The 17800-nt window shown below is 71.7% G+C and carries 13 protein-coding genes; 8 read left to right on the top strand and 5 right to left on the bottom strand.

Features of this window, described 5'->3' with window-relative positions; all coding sequences use genetic code 11:
* Position 1 precedes the first annotated feature (1 nt).
* Positions 2–643 carry a class I SAM-dependent methyltransferase gene (locus tag JTJ31_RS09280; RefSeq protein WP_207538369.1) on the bottom strand — a complete coding sequence of 214 codons (642 nt, stop codon included), beginning with the start codon at positions 641–643 and terminating at the stop codon, positions 2–4.
* 116 nt (positions 644–759) lie between these two features.
* On the opposite strand from JTJ31_RS09280, the gene JTJ31_RS09275 reads away from it, so the two are divergent.
* Positions 760–1716, top strand: a complete 957-nt coding sequence (locus tag JTJ31_RS09275) for a Bug family tripartite tricarboxylate transporter substrate binding protein (protein ID WP_207538368.1) — start codon at positions 760–762, stop codon at positions 1714–1716.
* Here the strand turns inward: JTJ31_RS09275 and JTJ31_RS09270 are convergent.
* From JTJ31_RS09270 to JTJ31_RS09255, 4 genes are read right to left on the bottom strand one after another with little or no spacing between them, the layout of a single operon-like run.
* Complete coding sequence (locus JTJ31_RS09270) at positions 1700–5221, bottom strand: glycosyltransferase family protein (protein WP_207538367.1); 3522 nt, start codon at positions 5219–5221, stop codon at positions 1700–1702. The two genes, JTJ31_RS09275 and JTJ31_RS09270, sit on opposite strands and share 17 nt — an antisense overlap.
* Complete coding sequence (locus JTJ31_RS09265) at positions 5218–5658, bottom strand: DNA polymerase III subunit chi (RefSeq protein ID WP_207538366.1); 441 nt, start codon at positions 5656–5658, stop codon at positions 5218–5220. The genes JTJ31_RS09270 and JTJ31_RS09265 overlap by 4 nt, the downstream gene beginning before the upstream one ends.
* Before the next feature lie 32 nt (positions 5659–5690).
* Complete coding sequence (locus JTJ31_RS09260) at positions 5691–7049, bottom strand: leucyl aminopeptidase family protein (protein WP_207538365.1); 1359 nt, start codon at positions 7047–7049, stop codon at positions 5691–5693.
* Positions 7046–8509 (bottom strand): leucyl aminopeptidase, encoded by a 1464-nt coding sequence (locus JTJ31_RS09255; protein WP_207538364.1) that lies wholly within the window; start codon positions 8507–8509, stop codon positions 7046–7048. Before JTJ31_RS09255 ends, JTJ31_RS09260 begins: the two co-directional genes overlap by 4 nt.
* An 86-nt stretch (positions 8510–8595) precedes the next feature.
* Here JTJ31_RS09255 and JTJ31_RS09250 point away from each other — a divergent pair, with 86 nt between their 5' ends.
* The 7 genes from JTJ31_RS09250 (at position 8596) to JTJ31_RS09220 (ending at position 17786) form a co-directional block, all read left to right on the top strand.
* Positions 8596–9366 (top strand): 3'(2'),5'-bisphosphate nucleotidase CysQ family protein, encoded by a 771-nt coding sequence (locus JTJ31_RS09250; RefSeq protein ID WP_236020039.1) that lies wholly within the window; start codon positions 8596–8598, stop codon positions 9364–9366.
* Positions 9363–10325, top strand: a complete 963-nt coding sequence (locus JTJ31_RS09245; RefSeq protein ID WP_328805711.1) for an L-threonylcarbamoyladenylate synthase — start codon at positions 9363–9365, stop codon at positions 10323–10325. The genes JTJ31_RS09250 and JTJ31_RS09245 overlap by 4 nt, the downstream gene beginning before the upstream one ends.
* A gap of 30 nt (positions 10326–10355) precedes the next feature.
* Positions 10356–11780: an FAD-binding oxidoreductase gene (locus JTJ31_RS09240; protein ID WP_207538362.1), complete on the top strand. Its 1425-nt coding sequence runs from the start codon at positions 10356–10358 to the stop codon at positions 11778–11780.
* A 7-nt stretch (positions 11781–11787) separates the two neighbouring features.
* Positions 11788–12921, top strand: a complete 1134-nt coding sequence (gene lptF, locus JTJ31_RS09235) for an LPS export ABC transporter permease LptF (protein ID WP_207538361.1) — start codon at positions 11788–11790, stop codon at positions 12919–12921.
* Entirely contained in the window at positions 12918–14039 is a 1122-nt protein-coding gene (gene lptG / locus JTJ31_RS09230) for an LPS export ABC transporter permease LptG (RefSeq protein ID WP_207538360.1), read from the top strand. The genes lptF and lptG overlap by 4 nt, the downstream gene beginning before the upstream one ends.
* Positions 14039–16414, top strand: coding sequence for an LPS-assembly protein LptD (locus tag JTJ31_RS09225; RefSeq protein WP_207538359.1), 2376 nt, complete (start codon positions 14039–14041; stop codon positions 16412–16414). The genes lptG and JTJ31_RS09225 overlap by 1 nt, the downstream gene beginning before the upstream one ends.
* Positions 16415–16484: 70 nt before the next feature.
* Positions 16485–17786, top strand: a complete 1302-nt coding sequence (locus JTJ31_RS09220) for a peptidylprolyl isomerase (protein ID WP_207538358.1) — start codon at positions 16485–16487, stop codon at positions 17784–17786.
* Positions 17787–17800: the final 14 nt, after the last annotated feature.

Below are 17800 nucleotides of genomic sequence, written 5' to 3'. Positions count from 1 at the left end.
GTCAGGCCCCCGGGCGCTCCAGCAGCACGACCGCGTCGAGGCTGGGTGCACCGGACCAGTCGAACGCCTCGTGCTCCAGCACGGAAAGCCCCAGCCGGTCCGCGAGGTGGCGCACGATGTCCACGTGGCCGAAATTCCGCCAGTGCGTGTTCTCGTGATAGTGACCGCCCGGGTTTCGCATGTTGTTGGAGACATGCAGCAGCGCGCGCCCGCCCGGCTGCAGGACGCGGCGCGTTTCCCGCAGGTAGTCCACGATGTCGAGCAGCTCGAAATGGACCATCGCATCGTAGCAATAGAGCGCGCTGAAGCGTCCGTCCGGGCATTCGGGCAGGGAATTGCCCGGCGTGACGAGGAAGCGGACATTGCGGTGTCCGGCGAAGCGCCGGCGGCACGCCTCGATGTTGCTGTGGTTCACGTCCACGAGCGAGAGCATGCCGCAGCGATCGATGCAGCGCGCGGCGTGGCGGCCGCGGCCACAGGCGAGTTCGATGACGTTGGAGAGATCCAGCTTCTCGAAGCGCGGGCGAAAGACGAAGCCTGGGGTCCAGAAGACCTCGGTGAACTGCTCCGCCTCGTCATAGTAGTCGGATTCGGCCCAGTCGGCCGCGATGCTGGTCCGGATGTCGTCCTGTTTTTCCGCCATCGCGCGTCCCCCAGCCTGAGCCGAGGGTTGTATCGGCGGGGGCAGGGGGCAGCAAGCCGCCTCGCCGGGCTGGCCCGGCGCCGCTATGCTCGGCGCCGAAATCCGGGAGGAAAGAGATGATCCGCCGCCGCCATATCCTCGCGTTGCCGCTCGCCGCGCCCGCCCTCGCGCTGGCCCAGGGCGGCTCGCCGCTGCGCCTGATCGTCCCGGCGCCGCCCGGCGGCTCGACCGACATCCTGGCCCGGCTGCTGACGGAGCGCGCGGGCGCCGCGCTGGGCCAGGCGATCGTGGTGGATAATCGCGGCGGAGCTGGCGGCATCATCGGCTCGGAGGCGGCGTCGCGCGCCCCGGCGGATGGCAACACGGTGGTGCTGGGCCACAACCAGACCCATGCCAGCAACCAGTGGATGGCGCGCAACCTGCCCTACCACGTCGTGGAGAGCTTCACCCCGGTGGCACGGCTGGCGACGGTGCATCACGCCACTGTGGTGCCGGCGAACTCCCCGGCGCGCGACATGGCGGGGCTGGTGGCGATGGGGCGTGACGGGCGGCGCGTCACCTACGCTTCCTCCCAGGCCGGCTCCGCCTCCCACGTCATCGCCGAGACCTTCGTGCGGCGGAACAACATGGATGCGACGCACGTGCCGTATCGCGGCGGCGGCCCGGCCACGCAGGACACGGTGGCAGGCGTGGTCAACTTTTACGTCTCGACTTGGCCGGGCGTGGTGAGCCTCGTGCGCGACAACCGGCTACGTGCCCTGTCCATCGGCGCGCCCTCGCGGATCGAGGGCTTCCCCGAACTGCCCACCGCCGCCGAGGCGGGAATGCCCTACATGGCGGTGGATGCGTGGTTCGGCCTCTTCGCGCCGGCGGGCACGGATCCGGCGCGCGTGACGCGGCTGGCCGAAGCCTTCCTGGGCGCGCTAGGCGCGGCCGAGATGGCGCCGCGCCTCGCCCAGGCTGGACTGAACCCCGCGCCAATGCCCCCCGTGCCTTTCACGGCCTTCCAGCGCGAGGAAGTCGAGCGTTGGCGCGAGATGGCTCAGCTCACCGGCATCATGATGGAGAGCTGAGCAGCCCCCGCAGCCACGCTTCCACCTGACGCGCCTGCCCGATTGGTCCGGGCAGCGCGTCGAGCGCGGCTGTCGCGCGCGACGACTGAGTCTCCCGCGCGGCCGCGTCGTCCAGCAACTCGGCCAGAGCGCGCGCGATGTGCTCCGGGGCCGGCTCCACGCGGCGGCACAGCGCGTCCTCGCGCGGGGCGAGGGGCGAGAGCGCGTCCACCACCGGCAGGCCACAAGCCACCATCTCGAACCCCACCTCGTCCATCCCGTCGGGGGAGAAGCACAGCCCCACCGTGGCGGCGCTGTAGAGCGTGGCGCGGGCGATGCGGTCTGGCCACGCCTTCTCCTCCAAGAGGCCAATGGGCAGGGCGCGCACTGGGCGGCGCGGCGGCGGGTCTTCCGGCTTGCGCGGCTTCGGCGCCGGGATGCCGGCAACCACGATCTCCACCCCCGGCACCAGGGCGCGCAGCTGCTCCAGCGCCGCGATACCGAGTTCGTGGCAGCGAAGCGGGTCGCCAGGGTCGGTGCGGAAGGCGACGAGGCGCGCCGCACGGCTTGTTTCCGGGCGCGGGTGGAACAGGGTGCGGTCGGGCGCTGGGTCGAAGCGCGCGGCGCCCAGGCGTTCCGCCAACGCGGCCCCGCGGGCGATGCGCGGCATCTGAAGGGTGAGTGCCGCTTCGGCAGCCAAGCGCCGCGCGCCGAGCGGCTCCCGCGCTGCCTCGTCCACCTGGATCAGCCGTGCGACGCGGGAATCCGTCTGCGCCTCCAACGCGCGCAGCCGTGGTAGGCTGGCGCCGTCCGTCGCCAGCAGGAGATCAGGCGTGAGCCCGGCCGGGCTCGCAGCGATGGGCAAGGAGGTCTCCGCAGCACCGCCCGGCGCGGCGTCCAGCGCGACGCGGTGGCCGAGCAGGGAAAGCGCCTCGCCCAGGCGCAGTACCTCGGCCGCCTCGGCCTTCCCAGATGGGGGGAGGAGGCAGAGGGAGAGCCGGCGCGGCATGGCGGCGAGGAGGTCGTGCCGTGCAGCCTCCCAGGCCTCCCCGGCGCGCGCATCGGCGAATTGCTGCAGGGCGCGTTCGCGGGCCGCATCGCCGATCCGGCGGCGCAGCTCCGGTTCGGCGATCAGCCGGTCCAGGACCCGTGTCCAGTCGGCCTCGCTCGGGGCCAGGAAACCGTCCACCCCGTCGGTGATGGCCGCAGCGTAGGGGGCGGTGGGGCTGGCAATGGAGGGGACGCCGAACAGCCCCGCCTCGAACACCTTGAGTTCGCTCTTCGCCTCGCAGAACCGAGCGCCGTGCTCCAGCGGGGCGAAGTTCACGTCCACCTGCGCGTAGAGTTCCAGCATCAGCGGATGCGGCAGCAGCGGCGCCCGGGTGATGCGTCCCGCGAACTGATCCCATTCCGGCCCGAGCCGGAGCGCGCCCGCGACGAGCAGGCGCGTCTGCGGATGGCGGCGCATCGCCTCCAGCACCGCGCGCTCCATCTGCGCGAAGTCGCCGCGATGGGTCCAGGTGCCGCTGAAATAGCCGAGGCGCACGATGTCCCGCGCGTCCTGGCGCGACGTGCGGCGGGCGATGTGGCGCTCGAAGGCGCCATGGGTGTTGGGGACGACGCGCGCCGGGCGGCCCAGCGCCTCCGCCGCCTCGGCGATGGCGGCGGTCGAGCCCGTGACGGCATCGCTGGACAGCAGCGCCTCGCGATACAGGCGCAGCCCGACCATCGCGCCCTCGCGCTCCTGCCGGTCCATCTCCGCGAGGGAGCGCATCTCGTGCGCCAGGGCGGGGTCAAAGGTGAGGTCGTCCACGTCGAACACGACGCGGGCGCCGAGGCGGCGCGCCGCGCACAGTCCGGATTCGAGCCGCTCGCCCAACGGCGCGCGGAAGGCGACCATCGTCGCAAGCGAGCCGCAATGCGCGGCGAGGCGGTCGCCCTCATGCGGCAGGAAGGTCTCGGCGCGCAGGCCGCGCTCCTCCAGCGCTTCCACCAGGTTGAGCACGCGGTAGCGCAGCGATTCCCCTTCCGGGGCACCGACCAGGAAGGCGACATCCACCGCCGGCCGCGCCGCTTCCCGCCGCGGGGCGATGCGGCGCGCGGGCATCGCGGCCAGCCCGCAGAGCCGGAGAAAGGCAAGTCCCGCCGGGGCGCGGCGCGGCGCGGCATTCGCCTCGAAGATCGCGGCCAGCACGGCGGCATGATCGCGCGCTTCCGGAGCGGTGGCTTCAAACAGCGCCAGGAGGGCGGGCCGGATGGCGCGGCGCCACGGGTTCTCGCGCAGGGCGAGCAATTCGCGCGAGGCCTGGAGCGCGGCGGCCAGGGCCTCGTTCCATTCACCAGCGGCGGCGGCCTCGGCCGACCAGGCGAGAAGGAGGATGCGCCGCATCCGCGGCGTGGGCGGCATCGGCCTGCCATGGCGCTGGCCTGGCGGCGCCTGCTGCCACGCCTCCAGGCATAGCGCGCGCAGCGCCCCGGCCCCAGGCGCGCGGTTGCGGAGCAGGAAGGGGGCGAGGCGGACCCACCAGCGCAAATCGGACAGGCGCGACGGCCCGCCGGAATCGGCCGTGTGCAGCCGGTCGAGCAGAAGCGCCAGCCGGCCGAGCCAAGCCTCGGCGACGTGCGGACCGTCCTCCAGCGCCAGGGCGAGAAAGAAGGCGCCGCGGGCGAGCAATCGTTCCCGCCAGGGGTCGGCGGCAAGCTGCCCAGCCTCCAGCGCAGAGCAGGCGGCGTCCAGCGCCGTCGCTGCATGCGTCGCCAGTGCCTCGCCGAGCAGGCGCGCGGTGGCGAGCATCAGCGCCTGCCGTGCCTCGCCCGCGCGGCCCTCAGCCAGTGCCACCTCGCCGCGCATCAGCAGCACGGCATCGCCGTAAGGATAGGTGCCTTCGGGGTCGGCGGGGGGCAGGGCGCGGGCAAGGGCGTCGTCGAAGGCCGCGGCCAGTTCCGAGCGGTCGGTGCGCCGCGCCTCGGGATAGGCTGCGAGGTGCGCATCCTCGTCGAACAGCGCCGCTTCCCCGGCGAGGGTGGCGAGCAGCGCGCCATAGCCGGGCGAGGGCGCTTCCTCCTGCGCGGCGAGGAGCAGGCCGGGCGGCAGGGTCATGATCGCCCGGCGCAGCGCCTCGGCCGTGATGCTGGAGGAGGGGTGAGGCGGGAGCTGCGCCAGCCCCTCGATGCGAAGGGTCAGGGGGCGCGCATCGTCGGGCAGGGGCAGGAGGGCGCGCAGCACGGCCATGAGCCGCTCCGGCACGCAGCGCCGCAGGTCGAGCAGGAAGCCCGACCAGCTTCCCGGGACGAAGCGGGCAATGTCCGCGCGCTCGAGCCCGGTTTCCTCCGCGCCCAGCAATTCGCCCGCAACCCAGATCTCCACCGTGACGGGGCGGGAAGGGTCCGCCGTGTCCAGCGCCCATCCTGCGATCTCGGAGCCCGCCAGTGCGCCCATCCCGGCGCGGAAGCGCGGCAGCGTGTCGAGGCGTTCGAGCACGAAATTCGCCGTTTCCAGCGCCGGCGGGGTGGGGTCGTCATTCATGCCTTGCGTTCCCAGCCACGCGGGCCTTGCTGCCAGTAGGTGAGGCCGTGCCCGGCCTCCTTCGCCGCGCGCCAGCGGCGTCGCGCCGCCTCCACGGCCGCCGGATCATTGCCGTCGAACAGGTCGAAGCCGCGCTCGTAGAGGGCGAGATGCGCAGACTCGGCGCCGTCCACCAGGAAGAGGTGACGCGCCCCGTTGGGCGGCGGCTGGTCCTCGGCGGTCAGGAAGATGGGCTGGTCCGCCGCCTCCTCCGTCCCGTGCGGCAGCCAATCGGGCTCGGGACATGTCCAGAGCGCATCGTCCAGCGCGCGCAGCCGCTCAGGGTCCCGGCAGAGCAGGAGGGCGCGGGCCGGGATCTCCAGCACGCGGCCCAGAAGCCGCGGCAAGGCCTGTTCCAGCGGCGAGCGCGTCAGGTGGTAGAAGCCGATCTCCGTCACCCGGAGTGGTTACCACCCCGGCCGGGATTTCGTCAGACCCTGTGCGGATCCTCGAAATGCCGCTCCACCAGCGCGTCCAGCAGGCGGACGCCGAAGCCGGTCGGCTGGCCGCGCGCTGCAAGCCCTTCGTCATCCTCCGCCGTGTCGACGCCGGCGATGTCGAGATGTGCCCAAGGCAGGCTGCCGGCGAACTCGCGCAGGAAGGCGGCGGCATGGCAGGCATCGGGAAGGAGACGCCCGCCCCAGGCGCCCGAGCCAGCGGGGGCGCATTGCCGGAGGTCGGCGATGTCGGATCGCAGATCCTCGCGGTGCCTTTCGCCAATGGGCAGGGGCCAGACCCTCTCGCCCACCGATTCGCCGGCTGCGGCGATGGCCGTGGCGAGGGCGGCGTCGTTGCCGAACAGCCCCGCGCGCACATGGCCCAGGGCGACGATGACGCTGCCGGTCAGGGTGGCAAGGTCGATCAGGGCGCGCGGCCGGTGGCGCCGCGCGGCGAGGTGCAGCGCGTCGGCGAGGACAAGACGCCCTTCCGCATCCGTATCCAGCACTTCCACCGTCAGGCCGGAGGCCATGCGCAGGACGTCACCAGGCCGGTACGAACGGGCGCCCGTCGTATTCTCCGCGATGGCGAGAAGCGCGACGGCAGGGCAGGGCGAGCGGCGGCGGGCCAGGGAGAGCATTGCGCCCGCGCAGGCGGCGGCGCCCGCCATGTCGGCGCGCATCGCCTCCATTCCCGCCGCGGGCTTGATGGAGATGCCGCCCGTGTCGAAGCACAGGCCCTTGCCGGCGAAGGCGACGGGCGGCGCGTCGAGGCTGCCCTTCCAGCGGATCTCGACCAGGCGCGGCGGCTCGACCGCCCCGCCCCCCACGGCCAGCAGCCCGCCGGCGCCCAGAGATTTCAGCCGCGCCGCATCGAGGACGCGAACGGAAAGCCCTTCCTTCTCCAGCGCCTGGAGGCGTTGGGTGAAGCCCTCGGGCGAGAGGCGGTTCGCCGGCTCGGCAATGCAGTCGCGGGCGAATGCCATCCCTGCAAGGGTCGCCTCTGCCCGCTCCCAGCCGAGGCTGCGCGGCGCGTCGGTCACCACCTCTAGCTTGCGGTGGCCGGGCGCGGATTTCAGGGAAAAACGATGAACCCGGATTGCGGCGCCCATGGCCAGGGAGCGCGCCGCCCCGGCCGGAAAGCCGCGTGTATCCAGGGCAAGGTGCCGCGCCTCCACTGGCGCGGCCGCGACGGCGCGGGCGCCCAGCGCCTCGAAGTCGCGCGGGGATTCGGTCCCGGCGGCGCCGATGCGGGTCAGCCCTGCCTCACCCCTTGTCTCGCCGCGCGGCAGCTCGAGGTCGGGGAGGAGGCGGTGTGCCCCCTCGCTGGGGGCGCGGCGGAGCCGGATCACCCCTCGTGATGCTCGGCGACGAGACGGTCGAGCAGCCGCACGCCGAAGGCGGTCGCGCCCTTGGGCACGGTCGCCGTGTCCTTGCTGCTCCAGGCCGTGCCGGCGATGTCGAGATGCGCCCAGGGCTTGCCCTGCACGAAGCGTGCGATGAAATGCGCCGCGCTGATGGAGGAGCCGGGCCGCCCGCCGACATTCTTCATGTCGGCGATCTCGGATTTCAGCTGCTTGTCATAGGCTTCGCCCATCGGCATGCGCCAGCACAGCTCGCCCGTCGCGCGGCCCGCCGCCTCGATGCGCGCTGCGAGGCCGTCATCATTGGCGAAGAGCCCCGCATGCTCATGGCCCAGCGCGATGATGATCGCGCCGGTCAGCGTCGCGAGGTCCACGACGAATTGCGGGTCGAAGCGCTCGATGGCGTAGTGGATCACGTCAGCGAGGACGAGACGCCCTTCCGCGTCGGTGTTGATGACCTCGACAGTCTGGCCGCTCGCCGTCGTCACCACGTCGCCGGGGCGCTGCGCGGTGGCGGAGGGCATGTTCTCCACGAGGCCCACCAAACCCACCACGTCGGCCTTGGCCTTTCGCCCGGCCAGCGCCGCCATCAGCCCGATCACGGCACCGGCGCCGGCCATGTCCCACTTCATGTCCTCCATCCCCGCTGCCGGCTTGATGGAGATGCCGCCCGTGTCGAAGGTGACGCCCTTGCCGATGAAGCAGAGCGGCTTCTCCGGCTTGCGGCGGCCCGAGCCGTTCCAGCGCATCACCACCATGCGCGCCTCGTTGGCCGAGCCCTGCGCCACGCCGAGTAGCGCGCCGAAATTCAGCTTGCGCATCTCCTTCGGCCCCAGCACCTCCACCTGCACGCCCAGGCGCTCCAGCTCGCGGCAGCGATCGGCCAGCACGGCGGGGGTGAGGATGTTCGCCGGCTCCGCGACGAGTTCGCGGGCCAGGAAGACGCCATCGGCCACGGCGCGCAGGGCGGGGAAGGCGGATTTGGCGGCGCTGGCCTCGGCCGTCGCGAAGAAGAGCTTCGCGAGCTTGGGCTTGTCCTCCGGCTTTTCCGTCGTGCGGTAGCGGTCGAAACGCCAGTTCCGCAGCATGGCGCCCAACGCCATTTCCGCCACCTCGGCGCCGGAGATCGCTTCCGTGGCGACCGTCGCCTCACGCTCCATGCGCACATGCGGGATCAGGCTGCCGCCCGCTTCCTCGGGCCGGAAGGCCTCGCGCTTGCCGAGGCCGACCAGGATGACGCGCGTCAGCGAAGGCACGGGCGCCCAGAGCAGGACCGACTGGCCCTTGCGCCCCTTGAACGCCGAAGCCTGCGCCGCGCGGTTGACGATGCCGCCTGCCTGCTTGTCCAGCGCCTGCGCCAGGGAGGGCAGATCCTCCTCCTCGAAGCAGGGCAGGACCAGCGCGCCGGAGCGGGGCAGGGTCGGCTTGGTGAAGGCGATGTCGGGCATGGAGGCTCCGGTTCCGCGAAGAGGTGCCACAAGGATAGGCTGCCCCCCGCGTTGCGTCATGTGGGTCGGGGCGATAAGCCCGGAGCATGGAACATCACCGCCTCCTCGACGCCATGGCCCGCCTCGCCCGGCAGGCCGGAGAGGCCATCATGGCGGTGCGGCGGGCCGGCTTCGCGGTGGAGCGCAAATCCGACCAGAGTCCGGTCACCGCCGCCGACCGTCTGGCCGAAACCATCATCACCGAAGGGCTGATGGCCCTGGCGCCCGATTGGCCCGTGGTGGCGGAGGAGGCCTGCGAATCCTCCGACCCCCCGCCGCCCGCGCCGGTCTTCTGGCTGGTGGACCCGCTCGACGGCACGCGCGAGTTCGCTGCGGGCCGCGACGAGTTCTGCGCCTGCATCGCCCTGGTGGAAGCGGGCCGCCCGGTGCTGGGCGTGCTAGCGGAACCGGCGCGCGGCCTCGTCCATGCTGGCGGGGAGGGGATCGGCGCCTGGACCGAGGACGCGGAGGGGCGACGCACGCCGCTCCGCACCCGCCGCCCGCCGCCCGAGGGCGTGATCGTCGTGCAGAGCCGTTCCCGCTCCGACGAGGCGGCGGTGGCCGAGCATTGCGCCGGGATGAAGCTGGCCGGCGTGCTGAAGCTTGGCTCGGCGCTGAAATTCGCCCGCCTCGCGGCGGGCGAGGCCGATCTGTCGCCCCGCCCGCGCGCCGCGATGATGGAATGGGACGTGGCGGCCGGGCAGGCCGTGCTGGAAGGGGCGGGAGGCGCCGTGCTGGATCTCCAGGGCCGCCCTCTGCGATACGGCAAGCCGGGCTACCGGCAGGACGGGTTCCTGGCTTTCGGCACGCGGCCGTGACGCGGTTGCTGCACGATCCGAGGGAGGCGGCGACCCTGCTGCGGGCGGGCGAACTCGTCGCCTTTGCCACAGAGACGGTCTACGGCTTGGGCGGCGATGCGCGGAACGACCGGGCCGTCGCCGCGATCTTCGAGGCGAAGGGGCGGCCTCATTTCAATCCGCTAATCTGCCACTTCCCCGATGCCGACGCGGCCTTTTCCGAGGTGCGCCGCGACGAGCGCGCCCGTGCCCTCGCCGAGGCCTTCTGGCCGGGGCCGCTGACCCTGGTTCTGCCGCGCCGGACGGATTCCCGCGTGGCGCTACTGGCCGGGGCCGGGTTGGACACTCTGGCGGTGCGGGTGCCTGCGCATTCCATCGCACTGGACCTCCTGAAAGCGGTTGGAACGCCGGTCGCCGCACCTTCCGCGAACCGTTCCGGGCGCGTTTCGCCCACCACCTCCGCGCATGTGCTGGAGGAGCTGGGCGGCCGCATCGCAGCGGTGCTCGAAGGGGGCAAATGCGCGGTGGGGCTGGAATCCACCGTGCTGGACCTTTCGGGAGGCGGTGCCGTGCTGCTGCGCCCGGGCGGCGTCCCAACCGAGGCGATCGAAGCCGTGATCGGCCCGGTCGGGCGGCCCCTGAAGCTGGATGCCGGGCCAAGCCCGACCTTGCGCTCGCCGGGGCTGCTGCTGTCCCACTACGCGCCGGGCCTGCCGGTGCGGCTCGATGCGAGCGAAGCCGGGCCGGACGAGGCGCTGCTCGCCTTCGGCCCGGCCCCGTCCGGCGCAGGGCTGAGCTTCCAGCTTTCGGAAGCGGGCGATTTGCGGGAAGCGGCGGCGCGCCTTTTTGCCGGGCTGCGCTTCCTGGATGCGGAAGGGTCGCGTCGTGGCCTCGCACGGATCGCCGTCATGCCGGTTCCGGGCGAGGGACTGGCCGAGGCGATCCGCGATCGTCTGGCCCGCGCTGCTGCTCCTCGGTGACTCTCGCGCCGGGGCGGGTATAACCCATCCATGTCCCTGGATAGCCTTCCCCCGGATTTCGCCGCCATCCTTGGCCAAAGCGGCATCATCGCCGATCCGGCCGACATGGAAGCCTATCTGTGCGACTGGCGCGGGCTGTGGCGCGGCGAGGCCATGGCCGTGCTGCGCCCCGCGAGTACGGATGAGGTCGCCGCCTGCGTGCGCCTCTGCGCACGGGAAGGCATCGTCATCATTCCGCAGGGTGGCAACACCTCCATGGTTGGCGGCGCCACGCCGGAGGCGAAGCCGCGCCAGGTCGTGCTCAGCCTCGCGCGCATGAACCGCGTGCTGGAGGTGGACACGGCCGACATGACCATGACGGTCGAGGCCGGCCTCGTCCTGGCCAATGCCCAGCGCGCGGCCGAGGAGCACGGGGCGCTCTTCCCGCTCTCGCTTGGTGCCGAGGGGACGGCGATGATCGGCGGGCTGCTCTCCACCAATGCGGGCGGCAACACCACGGTCCGCTACGGCAATGCGCGCGAGCTGATGCTGGGCCTCGAGGTGGTGCTTCCCGATGGCTCGGTGATGAACGGACTGCGGCGGCTGCGCAAGGACAACACGGGCTATGCGCTCCGGCACCTTTTCGTTGGTGCAGAGGGGACGCTCGGCATCATCACCCGTGCGGTGCTGCGCATCTTCCCGGCAGCGCGCGAGACAGCCACTGCGCTCTGCGCCGTGCCGGACGAGGATACGGCGCTGGCGCTGTTCCGCCGCTTCCGCGCCGCGGACGAGGGCGCCGTGCGCGCCTTCGAGTACATGTCCGGCATCGGGATGGAGCTCGTTACCCGCTACGTCGAAGGCGCGACCCTGCCGCTTTCCGAGGCGTCGCCGCACTACGCGCTGGTGGACCTTTCGGCCAGCCGGGAAGGCGCGGGTTTGCGCGCGCTGATGGAAACCGTGCTGGAAGCGGCCATGGAGGCGGGCGAGGTGACGGATGCTGCCCTCGCCGAGTCCGAGGCGCAGCGCGCGGCGATCTGGCGCCTGCGCGAGGAGCATCCCGAGGCGCAGAAGCGCGCGGGCGCTTCCGTGAAGAATGACGTCTCCGTGCCGGTTTCCGCCGTGCCCACGCTGATCCGCGAGGCGTCGGAAGCCTGCCGCGCGCTGATTCCCGGCTCGCGCCCCGTGCCGTTCGGCCACATGGGGGACGGCAACATCCACATGAATCTGCAGCAGCCGGAAGCCATGACGGCCGAGGCGTTCCTCGCCCGATCGCACGACATCATGGAGACGGTGAACGAGGTGGTGCGCCGCCTCGGCGGCTCCTTCAGCGCGGAGCACGGCGTCGGGCGGCTCAAGACCGACATGATGGCGGAGTGGCGCGGCGGGGCGGAGCTGGCGGCGATGCGCGCCATCAAGGCGGCGCTGGACCCGAAGGGCATCATGAATCCGGGCAAGGTGCTGCCCGGGGACGCATGACCGGGTGATGAGTCGCCTCGACACCTACATGATGCGCCAGCTTGGCGCTGCCCTCCTCGCCGTAACGATTGGGCTGGCGGCGCTGGTCTGGCTCACGCAGTCGCTGCGCTTCATCGAACTGGTGCTCGACCGCGGCCTGTCGCTTTTGGTGTTCCTGGAGCTGACAGGGCTGCTGCTTCCTTCCTTCTTCGGGATCATCCTGCCCATCACCACCTTCGTGGTGACGCTTTTCACCTATGTCCGCCTCGCCAGCGACCGGGAGCTGGTGGTGATGCGCGCCGCCGGGCTGTCGAACTGGCAGCTCGCGCGGCCGGCCCTGGTGATCGGCACGGTGGCGACGATGCTCTGCTACGTGCTGAATCTCTGGCTTACGCCGGTTTCCGCTCGGGCATTCCGCGAGTGGCAGTTCGAGATCCGCAACCAGATGGCCGGGTTGCTCCTACAGGAGGGCGTCTTCTCCTCGGTGGGCGAGGAGCTGACCGTCTATACGCGCTCCCGCGACGCGGACGGGACGCTGCGCGGCATCCTGGTCCATGATTCGCGGGAACGCGGCGCGCCGGTGACGATCCTCGCGGAAAGCGGCCGGCTGACCCAGACGCCCGAGGGGCCGCGCGTGACGCTGTTCAACGGCCAGCGTCAGCAGTTGCAGCGCGCCGCGCAGCCGGATGGGAACGCGGTGCCGCGGCTCTCCGTGCTGTCCTTCCAGGAGAACAGCCTGGACCTCGCCCGGGCGGGGAGGGGAGGCGAGTCGATCCGCTTCCGCAACGCCCAGGAGCGCACGCTGGAGGAGCTGTTCCATCCTGAGCCAGAGGTCTCGGTGCGCGACCGGCGCCGCTTCCTGGCGGAGGCGCATCAGCGCCTCGCGGGCCCGCTCACGGCGCTCAGCTTCGCCATGATGGCGCTGTCGGTGGCGCTCACCGCCGGATTCCGGCGCCATGGCGGCACCGGGCCACTCGCCATCGGGGCGCTGGTCATGGTCGGGCTGCTGGCGCTGGGCCTCGGCATCGGCTCCATGGCTGCGCGGCAGCCGAAGCTCATCTTCCTGATCTGGTTGCATGCGCTGCTGCCGGGGATCATCTCCGCCTGGGTGGTGGGCGGCATGCCTGGCCTCGCCAAGCGGTTGCGGAGCTGGGCGCGATGATCCTGGCGCCGACCCTCACCCTTTATGTCGCGCGGCGCTTCCTGGGGGCGACGGTGCTGATGCTGGCGGCGCTGACGCTGCTGGTCTCGATGTTCGACTTCATCGAGCTGCTGCGCCGCGCCTCGACCCGGCCGGAGGCGACATTCGGCCTCGTCGCCGGCATCGCCGGGCTGCGCGTACCGTTCGTCGCCATGCAGATCCTGCCCTTCGCCGTCCTGCTCGGCGGCATTGTCGCCTTCTGGCGCCTGGCCCGCGCTTCCGAGCTGATCGTGGCGCGGGCGGCCGGCGTTTCGGCCTGGGGCTTCCTGGCCGGGCCGGTGGCGGTGGCGCTGACCTTCGGCGTCGTGTCCATCACCGCCATCTCGCCGCTTTCCTCGGCCATGCTGGCGCGGGCCGAGCGGCTCGACGCCACCTTCCTGCGCGCCGGCGGCGGAGTGACTGCGCTGGCGGGTGGGCGGCTCTGGCTGCGCCAGTCCGATCGGGGCATCGAGCCGAATGGGGTCGCCATCGTGTCCGGCCGGCCGGCGCGGCTTCTCGCCTCGGCCCGGGCGGAGTTCGTCCTGACCGAGGTGACGATCTGGCGGCTTTCCGCCGCCGACCGTGCGCTGGAGCGCGTCGAGGCGCCGCATGCGCGGCTGATGCCTAATTCATGGCTGCTCGACGAGGCGGTGGTGTTCGGCGCCGACCGCCAGCCCCGCGCCGCCGGCACCATGACCCTGCCCACCGACCTGACACCCGACCGCATCGAGGACAGCTTCGCCTCGCCCGACACGCTGTCCTTCTGGGCTTTGCCTGGCTTCATCGCGGTGCTGGAGGCGGCCGGGTTCTCGGCCCTGCGGCACCGGCTGCAATTCCAGTCCATGCTGAGCGCGCCCGTGCTGGCCGTCGCCATGGCGCTGCTGGCCGCTGCCTTCTCCATGCGGCACTCGCGCCGCGGCGGCGTCGCGCGCATGATCGGCGCTGGCGTGGCCGCAGGCTTCGCGCTTTTCGTGCTCGACCGCGTCACTGGCGAATTCGGTGAGAGCGGCGCCCTGCCGGTGGCGATCGCCGCCTGGGTGCCAGCCTTGACCGGATTGCTGACTTCCGCCGCACTGCTTGTCCATCAGGAGGACGGATAATGGCCGCCCCGCCCCCCTTTCATCGCGGCTGGAGCCGCCATTCCCTCCTCCTGGGCGGTGCCGCGGGCCTCGCGCTCGCTGTCGCCTCGGGCAGCGCCCTCGCGCAGGGCTCCGTGGTGAACCTCGCCCCCTCCGCCGAGGGCTTGGCGAGCGTGCCGGGGCCGACGCTGCGGGACCTGCCAGCGCTGCCGCCCGCCGCGCCTTCCACGCCACGCTCCGAGGCCCAGCCCTCGGGCGGCGAGCAGCCCGTCACCTTCACTGCCGAGGAGGTGGAGTATGACCGCGAGCGGGGCATCGTCACCGCGCGCGGCAATGTCGAGGCCTGGCAGGGCGAGCGCTTCCTTCGTGCCCAGGAATTCATCTACGCGCGCGAAACGGGCGTCGCGATCCTGCGCGGCCAGGTGCAGCTGATCGAGGCGGACGGCACGATCCTCTATGCCGAGGAAGTCGAGCTGACCGGGGGCTTCCGCGACGGCGTGCTGCGCGAGGTCCGGGCGCGACTCGCGCAGAATGCCCGCATGGCGGCCAACGGGGCGCGGCGCACGGGGGGCACGGTCACCGACCTCGCGCGCGTCGTGTACTCGTCCTGCAATCTTTGCGCCGAAGACCCGCAGCGCCCGCCGCTATGGCAGATGCGTGCCCGCCTCGCCACGCAGGACCGCGAGGCGCAGCGCATCTCCTACCGCGACGCCACGATCCAGATTGGCGGCGTGCCGGTGCTCTACACGCCCTTCTTCTCGCACCCCGATCCGCAATCACCGCGCGCCTCGGGCTTCCTGTTCCCGACGCTGGGCTACACGCGCTTCCTGGGCGCCTTCGCCGAGGTCCCATATTTCTGGGCCATCGACGACACACAGGACCTGCTGGTGACGCCGATCATCGCGCAGCATGTTCTGCCCAATCTCGGCCTGGAATATCGCCGCCGGTTCAACAACGGTGAGCTGCAGATCCAGGGCTCGATCGGCTATTTCGACGGCAACGATGCCGAGCGGCTTTCGGCCGGGCTCCGCACCAGCCCGGAGCTTTCGGGCCATATCTTCGCGCGCGGCCGCGTCGCCCTTAACGAGAACTGGCGCGCGGGCTTCAACCTGAACCGCGCCTCCTCCGAGCAGTATCTCCGCACCTACCGCTTCGACATCCGGCGCTTCCTGGTCAGCGACATCTATGCGGAGGGTTTCTGGGGCACCGAGTCGTATGCGCGTGTGGATGTGCGCGCCTATCAAGGCCTGCGCTCCACCGACAATCTCAGCCAGACGCCATATGTCACGCCCAACGCCTTCTATGAGTGGGCGCCGGGACGAAAGATCCTGGGCGGCTATCTGACGGTGGATTCCGGCCTGCTCGGCCTGACGCGCCCCGTGGGTGCCTGGAGCCAGCGCGTCACGGCACGGGCCCGGTGGGATCGCCCCTTCCATGATGCGGTGGGTGGCATCTGGACCGTGCGCGCGCAGGGCGACCTGCGCGGCGTCGTGGCACGGGGGCAGGAAAAGCTGACCGTTCCCCAGCCTGCGGCCAATGGCGAGCACGTGGCAGGCAATTTCCGCCTCGCCCTCGATTGGCGAATGCCGCTTGTGCGCGATGCCGGCGCCTGGGGCAGCCAGTTGATCGAGCCACGCGTGCAGGTGGTGACGGGACCCTCCACCGGCCGCCAGACCATGTTCCCGAATGAGGACGCGGTCGATTTCGAGTTCAATGACGCCAATCTGTTCCAGCTGGACCGCTTCACCGGGCGAGACCGGTTCGAGGGCGGCACGCGCGTGGACGCGGCGCTGCGCGGCGCTTGGTCCTTCCCCAATGGCGGGCGGGTCGAGGGCATCGTGGGCCGCTCCTACCGCATGTCGGACGAGGCGATCTTCCCGCGCAACACTGGGCTTGAGCGCCGCTGGTCCGATTACGTGGGACGTGTCGGCATCTCGCCCGTGTCGTGGTTGGACCTGACCGGCCGCACCCGCCTGGACAGCGAGACCGGCCAGCACCGGCAGAGCGAGGCCGTGGCGCGGCTTTCCCTGGGGCGGGTCGGGCCGGTGGAAAGCCTCTCCTTCACCGCCGGATACCTGTATGCCCCGCCCCTGCCTTTCCTGACCGGCGACCAGGGACGGAACGAGGTGTCCTTCGGCGTGGGCGGCCAGGTGCGAAGCCAGGCCGGCGGGGTGTGGCGCCTGAATGCCAGCGTCCGCTACGACGTGCGGCGCCAGGAACCGGTCGCGGTCATCGCCTCCGGCGGCTACGAGGATGAATGCTTCATCGTCGAAGGCAGACTCCTGCGCCGCTTCGCCAGCGATCCCGTCACCAACCGCGAGTATCTGGGCAACACCGTCTTCCTCGTGCGGGTCGGCTTCAAGACCGTGGGCGACTACTTCCTGCGGGCGATCTGACAGTGCCGTGGCAACCCTGCCAGGGCGGGCAGTTCCGGTCTGACGCGGAACTGGGCTAAGACGCGCAACCATGCTCCGCGTCGCCGCCTCTTCCCTCGCCCTCCTGGCCCTGATGGCCGGGTCCGTCCCTGCCCAGACTCGCGGCGCGGCCCCGCGCGCGGCGGAAGCGCCTGCCTCCACCAACCGCATCCTCGCCGTGGTGAATGGCGACGTGGTGACGCAGGCCGAGGTGGCGTCGCGCGCTCGGCTCTTCGCGCTGAATGCCGGCGTTCCCGTCCAGCCGGAGACGCTGGCGCGGCTGCAGCCGCAGGTGCTGCGTCTCCTCATCGACGAGAAGCTGCGCCTGCAGGAAGTGCAGCGCCAGCGCATCGCCGTGACCGACAACGACATCGCCGACGCGGTGCGCGAGATCGAGTCGCGCAACGGCCTGCCCTCCGGCGCGCTGCGCGCCCAGCTTCGCACCGCCGGGGTGCAGCCGCGCGTCCTTTACGATCAGATCCGCGTGCAGATCGGCTGGGGCCGCCTGCTGCGCGTCACCCTCGGCCCGCAGGCAGAGGTGACCGAGGCCGAGGTGCGCGATGCCATCGCCGCGCATGAGGCCCGCCGGGGCCAGACCGAGTACCTGCTCGGCGAGATCTTCATTCCTGTGGACGACCCCCGCACCGAAGCCGAGGTGCGCGGCTTCACCGAGGACGTGATCGGCCAGCTTCGCCGCGGCTCTCCCTTCCCGGTGGTGGCGACGCAGTTCAGCCAGTCGCAATCGGCGCTCCAGGGCGGCGATATCGGCTGGGTCGTCCCGCGCTCGCTGGACCCCGAGGTCGCCGCCATCGTCGAGCGCATGCCGCCGGGTGCGGTCAGCAACCCGATCCGCGTCGCAGGCGGCTACCAGATCGTGACGCTGCGCGCGAAGCGCGAGGCCGGGACCGAGCAGCGCTCCACCATGATCTCGGTGCGGCAGCTCTTCCTGCCCTTCGCCACGCGCCTCGACCCGCAGAACCCGACGGACCAGCACCGCCAGGTGCTGGAGCGGGCGCAGCGCCTCTCCTCCACGCTGCGCGGCTGCGAGGCGATGGAGCAGCAGCCCCGCACCAGCGACCGCCCGGCGGATCCGGGTCCGCTGCGGCTGGAGGGGCTGAACCCGCCACCGCTGCGGCAGCTTCTGGCCTCCCTGCCCATCGGGCGCGCCTCGCAGCCCGTCATTTCGAATGACGGCATCCTGCTGCTGATGGTGTGCGAGCGGGAGCAGCGCGAGGCGCCGCGCTTCACCCCCGAACAGGCGCGGGCGCAGATTCTGCGCGAGCGGGTGGAGGTGATCAGCCGCCAGCTGCTGCGCGACCTACGCCGCCGCGCCATCATCGAGACCCGCGCCTGAGCGGGGAAACGCTG

The organism is Sabulicella rubraurantiaca, assembly GCF_017355885.1.
Classification (GTDB): domain Bacteria; phylum Pseudomonadota; class Alphaproteobacteria; order Acetobacterales; family Acetobacteraceae; genus Roseococcus; species Roseococcus rubraurantiacus.
Note: the sequence above shows the minus strand (reverse complement) of the source record. Positions and strands in the feature narration are given on the sequence as shown.

Coding starts and splice junctions, on each gene's coding strand:
- JTJ31_RS09280 (WP_207538369.1), bottom strand. CDS start 643: ATGGCGGAAAAACAGGACGACATCCGGACCAGCATCGCGGCCGACTGG.
- JTJ31_RS09275 (WP_207538368.1), top strand. CDS start 760: ATGATCCGCCGCCGCCATATCCTCGCGTTGCCGCTCGCCGCGCCCGCC.
- JTJ31_RS09270 (WP_207538367.1), bottom strand. CDS start 5,221: ATGAATGACGACCCCACCCCGCCGGCGCTGGAAACGGCGAATTTCGTG.
- JTJ31_RS09255 (WP_207538364.1), bottom strand. CDS start 8,509: ATGCCCGACATCGCCTTCACCAAGCCGACCCTGCCCCGCTCCGGCGCG.
- JTJ31_RS09250 (WP_236020039.1), top strand. CDS start 8,596: ATGGAACATCACCGCCTCCTCGACGCCATGGCCCGCCTCGCCCGGCAG.
- JTJ31_RS09240 (WP_207538362.1), top strand. CDS start 10,356: ATGTCCCTGGATAGCCTTCCCCCGGATTTCGCCGCCATCCTTGGCCAA.
- lptF (WP_207538361.1), top strand. CDS start 11,788: ATGAGTCGCCTCGACACCTACATGATGCGCCAGCTTGGCGCTGCCCTC.
- lptG (WP_207538360.1), top strand. CDS start 12,918: ATGATCCTGGCGCCGACCCTCACCCTTTATGTCGCGCGGCGCTTCCTG.
- JTJ31_RS09225 (WP_207538359.1), top strand. CDS start 14,039: ATGGCCGCCCCGCCCCCCTTTCATCGCGGCTGGAGCCGCCATTCCCTC.
- JTJ31_RS09220 (WP_207538358.1), top strand. CDS start 16,485: ATGCTCCGCGTCGCCGCCTCTTCCCTCGCCCTCCTGGCCCTGATGGCC.